This is a genomic window from Bacillus norwichensis, assembly GCF_014836955.1.
In the GTDB taxonomy this organism is placed as follows: domain Bacteria; phylum Bacillota; class Bacilli; order Bacillales; family Bacillaceae_C; genus Siminovitchia; species Siminovitchia norwichensis.
Map to the genome: position 1 here is coordinate 29,214 of NZ_JACSPV010000046.1, position 5,238 is coordinate 34,451.

The 5,238-nt window shown below is 42.2% G+C and carries 4 protein-coding genes and 1 tRNA gene; all 5 read left to right on the top strand.

The window, feature by feature from the left end; translation table 11 throughout:
• Positions 1-382: 382 nt before the first annotated feature.
• The 5 genes from H9631_RS18680 to H9631_RS18700 all read left to right on the top strand — a co-directional run bounded on the left by H9631_RS18680 (position 383) and on the right by H9631_RS18700 (position 4,768).
• On the top strand, positions 383-1,492 hold the full coding sequence (locus H9631_RS18680) for a GerMN domain-containing protein (RefSeq protein WP_191815513.1): 1,110 nt from the start codon (positions 383-385) through the stop codon (positions 1,490-1,492).
• Positions 1,493-1,718: 226 nt separating this feature from the next.
• Positions 1,719-2,489 (top strand): ribonuclease PH, encoded by a 771-nt coding sequence (gene rph, locus H9631_RS18685; protein WP_191815515.1) that lies wholly within the window; start codon positions 1,719-1,721, stop codon positions 2,487-2,489.
• Between the two features lie 2 nt (positions 2,490-2,491).
• Positions 2,492-3,091 (top strand): XTP/dITP diphosphatase, encoded by a 600-nt coding sequence (locus H9631_RS18690; protein ID WP_191815517.1) that lies wholly within the window; start codon positions 2,492-2,494, stop codon positions 3,089-3,091.
• A gap of 86 nt (positions 3,092-3,177) precedes the next feature.
• The gene (locus H9631_RS18695; protein WP_191815519.1) at positions 3,178-4,623 is read left to right on the top strand and encodes a DHA2 family efflux MFS transporter permease subunit; all 1,446 of its coding nucleotides are present in this window, start codon (positions 3,178-3,180) and stop codon (positions 4,621-4,623) included.
• Between the two features lie 71 nt (positions 4,624-4,694).
• Positions 4,695-4,768 (top strand) — tRNA-Arg (locus H9631_RS18700).
• Positions 4,769-5,238: the final 470 nt, after the last annotated feature.

Below are 5,238 nucleotides of genomic sequence, written 5' to 3' on the forward strand. Positions count from 1 at the left end.
TACGTGTGGATCGTTCGAATTGCGCAGTAATTGTGCGAAAAACAAGGTAATTGTGCGAAAATAGCAATAATCGAGCGAAAATCGGGATAATCGTGCGAACTCCAAAATTATCGAGCGAAAAAGGAAAATATCGTGCGAACTTCGAAAACATTATACGGAAATCGAGAAAAAGTTTCAAATCGAAGCATTGCCGTTCGGAAAGCCGGTAAAATCATACGACATCCAAAATAATTGCACGCCCCCTTCATTGCCATTTTCCAATCCTTCCTATTGAATTACTGCATCGACATCAGTGCTTAAATAAAAAGATAAAGTCAAGCGGTCTAAATGAAACATACGGCTCGTATACATGAAAGTACAAACTGTTCTAGGAGGGGTACAAATGTGTAAACGGGCGAAAATAGCCGCGGTTGCTGTGATATTGGCAGCAAGTGCGTTCATATCTGGCTGCGGTCTTTTCGGTAAAGGGAAGGAGAAACTGGATCCGCCTCAGGATGTATCTTACTTAAAAGAAGGTGAGGACCTGGATAATGCACTTGAAGAGACAGCATCTGATAAGGAAACAGCATCAGATAAAGAAACAGCATCAGATAAAGAAACAGCAGGGGAAGAAAAAGCGGATACCGTCATGCGTGATCTTTACTTGATTGACCGTAATGGTATGGTTGTATCCCAGACACTTCCTCTTCCCAAAACAGAAAGTACAGCTAAACAGGTTATGGAATATCTTGTTGCAGATGGTCCGGTAGCGGAAATTTTGCCTAATGGTTTCAGAACAGTCCTTCCAGCAGGTACAACAGTGGATGTGGATATAAAAGATGGAAAGGCGATTGTTGATTTCTCTGAGGAATTTGCGACCTACGATGCAAAAGATGAGAAGAAAATATTACAGGCTGTCACCTGGACTCTGACACAATTTGAATCCGTAAAGTCTGTGGAATTAAGAATGAATGGACAGCAATTAAATGAAATGCCTGTAAGCGGAACCCCGATTGGTGAAGAGGGGCTTTCACGTCAGGATGGAATCAACATGGATGATTCTACAGCAGTGGATATAACGAATACTCGACCTGTGACCGTTTATTATTTAGCGCAAGCTGATGATGAAGTCTATTATGTGCCAGTCACCCGCCGTATTTCAAATAAAGAACAGGATGATGTTGCTGCGGTGGTTAAGGAGCTGGCGGATGGACCAGGAATGATAAAAGGGCTGGCGAGTGCATTAACTGGTGATGTGAAACTGTTAGAAGCACCTAAAGTGGAAGATGAGGTCGCCACATTGAATTTCAATGAATCTATTTTTGGCAGTGACGAAAAGAGCATCATTACGGATGCAGCCCTACAATCTCTTGTTTTATCTTTGACAGAACAAGAAGGCATTAAAAGTGTTTCAGTTCTAGTGGATGGAAAAGCTGAAGTAGCAAATGAAAAGGGTGAGCCGTTGACTGCTCCAGTAAGCCGGCCAGAAAAAGTTAACGCAGTACGTTATTAATTACAAGAGATTTGTTATACTATAGATAAGCTCGAAGAGGCCGGCATAAATAGGTCATGCCGCCTCTATTGTTTTTTAAAAGGATGTTTAAAAGGTCACCAAATTTTAAAGCGGCGAATCTCATTGATGGCTTGTTCCTGTATCTGAAAACATAAACTGCGCTGTCTCGCCCTTGCTTTTTAGTTTGGCAACTTATTTAAACGCGTATTTTAAGGAGGATTTGTCATTGCGTGTTGATGGAAGAAAAGCAGATGAATTAAGAAACATACATATTGAAACCGGATATTTGAAGCATCCGGAAGGTTCTGTCTTGATTACAGTGGGAGACACAAAAGTAATATGTACCGCAAGTATTGAAGACAGGGTGCCGCCCTTTTTAAGAGGAGAAGGAAAAGGATGGATTTCAGCGGAGTATTCCATGTTGCCGAGGGCAACGGAAACGCGGAATATCAGGGAATCATCCAGGGGAAAAGTATCAGGAAGAACGATGGAAATCCAGCGGCTTATTGGACGAGCCCTTCGTGCAGTTGTTGACCTTGAAGCGATTGGCGAAAGGACCATCTGGATTGACTGTGATGTTATTCAAGCAGATGGAGGGACAAGAACAGCTTCAATCACGGGTGCATTTGTAGCCTTGACGATGGCTGTTGCCAAACTGGTCGAGGAAAAAGAATTGCCGTCTTTCCCAGTGACAGATTTTCTAGCTGCAACAAGTGTAGGAATTATTGAAGAGGCTGGTGTTATTTTGGATTTGAATTATATCGAAGACAGCGCAGCTTTGGTTGATATGAATGTAGTTATGACCGGATCAGGAGAGTTCGTTGAACTGCAGGGAACGGGAGAAGAATCGACTTTTACAGCCAACCAACTGCAGGAAATGCTTGCTGCGGCCGAAAAAGGAATGAAGGAACTATCAACCATTCAAAAAGAAGCTCTTGGGGCATTGGCTGAAAAAATCGGCTCAAAACCTGAAGATTCAGCAGGAAGTGAAAAATAATCATGCAAAATGTCATCATAGCAACGAAAAATAAAGGTAAAGCTAAGGAATTCGAGCAATTGTTTTCAAAATATGGTATGGAAGTAAAGACATTGCTTGATTTTCCGGATGTAGCAGACATTGAGGAAACAGGTGAAACCTTTGAAGAAAATGCAATCATCAAGGCAGAGGCGATTGCCCAACTTACCAATTCATTCGCTGTGGCAGATGACTCCGGATTGGTGATTGATGCTCTTGATGGGAGACCAGGAGTTTTTTCAGCTAGGTATGCAGGGGCAGGAAAAAATGATGAAGATAATATTGATAAAGTTTTGGACGAAATAGAAGCCGTTGCTGACGAAGAAAGGACAGCACGCTTCTATTGTGCTCTTGCTATAGCTGGCCCCAACTTTGAAACTGTCACTGTTAACGGCACGTGTGAGGGCAAGATTCTGAATGAACGTAGAGGTTCCGGAGGATTTGGATACGATCCCATCTTTTTCGTGCCGACTGAAGGAAAAACAATGGCAGAACTGACTCCCGAAAGGAAAAATGAATTGAGCCATCGTGCGGCTGCTATGAAAAATCTGGAGCCATACATCGAAAAGCTTTCTTCCAAGTAAAACTGGAAGTTAAGTGCGATTTGATACACCTGAGCTTCATATTCTGTTAAAATACGATTAGTTCGTATTAGAAATCAGGTGAAAAGGTGGCAAATGAAGTCAGAAGCAGTGAAAAAGCATTTTGGTCCATTATCTCTGCTGTTTTCTTTGGGAATTTTCTGGCGGTTATGAACACGTCAACTGTAAACATCGCAGTGCCAGCCATAATGGGAGAATTTTCTACCCATCTTCCGACTGCCCAATGGACAGTAACAGGGTTTATGCTTGCCGCAGGTGCAGCGGCTCCATCAGCAGGCTGGTTCGGAGCGCGCTTTGGCTATAAGCGAGTCTACATTGCCGCTTTATCAGGTTTCTTCTTGTTTTCAGTCATTTGCATTTTATCAAGTTCGATAGAAATGCTGATTATAGCACGGATGATGCAAGGCGTTTTTAGCGGCATCATGATGCCGGCAACCATGACACTCATTTATCAAACAATTGACAAGAGCAGGCAGGCTTATGGAATAAGCCTTTGGAGCCTATCTTCAGCATTAGCCCCTGCTGTCGGTCCGGTTCTGGCAGGCTTTCTTATTGACATTTTTGACTGGAGAGCGTTGTTTTATTTTAATCTTCCAGTGAGCGCAGGGGCCATTATCGCAGCAGTCAAATTCCTTCCGGATACTGATAAGGGAGAGAAAACACCATTTGATTTCTGGGGATTGGGATTTTCTTTTGGAGGAAGTATCCTATTGTTAACTGCTTTTGCAAAAGCAGGAACATGGGGATGGACAGATGTCAAAACACTGTCTTTAATTGGAGCAGGAGCGTTCTTACTTCTTCTATTCGTAAAAAGGGAATTGAAGATAGAGTTTCCACTTTTAAATTTTTCTGTGTTTCAGCATCGTAGATTTGCCTATGGAATTATTTTAAATGCGATTTTGTCGATCGCGTTGTACGCGGGAGCATTTCTAGTTCCTATCTTTTTGCAGACTTCACTGAATTTGGGAGCGCTCCATACAGGCCTTATCATGATGCCAGGGGCCTTTGTCATGGCGTTTTTTACACCTATCACGGGAAAATTGTATAACAAGATTGGGCCATTGCCATTGATCATGGCAGGTTTGATTGTCATGGCTATAGGGACTTTTATGATGGGAGAGCTAACCATCGAAACAACTGCTCTCTATGTCATTGTTTGGACATCTATCCGGTACTTGGGGATTGCTCTTTGTAATATGCCAATTATCAATGTAGGGATGTCGGCTGTTCCACTTCAAGTTGCTGGATATGCTTCAGCATTGAACAACTGGACACGTCAGTGTATCGCTTCATTGTCGATTGCGCTGTTTTCCGGCTTGATTGCTTACCGATCCAACATCCGCTTGGAAGCGGGGGGAGATTTGAGTGCAGCCTCAGCAGCAGCGGCGGGAGATGTATTTTTAATTTCGCTTATTCCGCTGATTATCGCAGTACCTCTAACACTTTTGCTAAGAGAAAAGCACCAATCAAGCGAAAATAAAATTTTGGCTGGCGAAAAGGTAAAGAATCAATAATAACTTTGCGAAAAACTATTGACTTTCCGAAGCGCCAGCCTTATAATAAAAAATGTCTTTAAAAATAATATGTCCCAGTAGCTCAGCTGGATAGAGCAACAGCCTTCTAAGCTGTGGGTCGGGAGTTCGAATCTCTCCTGGGACGCTACTTGCAAAACCGCCAAACCCCTTGTGGATCAAAGGATTTGGCGGTTTTTCTAATTCTCTTCGATTATGAAGAATTTTGTTGAAAAATCATTTTTGGGGTTGAATTGGGGTTTCTCCACAATTGTGCCCGATTGCAGCATATTTACTTCGTTTGATTGAAACAACCCTTACAAAAAATTTTACTTTCTTTATTTAGATATGCTTTGATTTCAACCATGATAGAATACTTTGGAGCCTTTATTTTAGCAAAAATTTCTTCACCATCTTGAACTTCTCAATTGCAATTGGAACAGTATAATATGCGTTTAAGCAATTTAGTGCCACCTCTGTTTATCTGGCCGGTTCAAAGAAAAAGCACACTGACTTATTCAATAAGTGCGCCCGATTGTCATTAACTCAACTTTCGCAGAGAGAAATTGGCAAATAAGCCTTGATGTAGTTGGGAAGGCCAGAGAACCACTGCTCAAG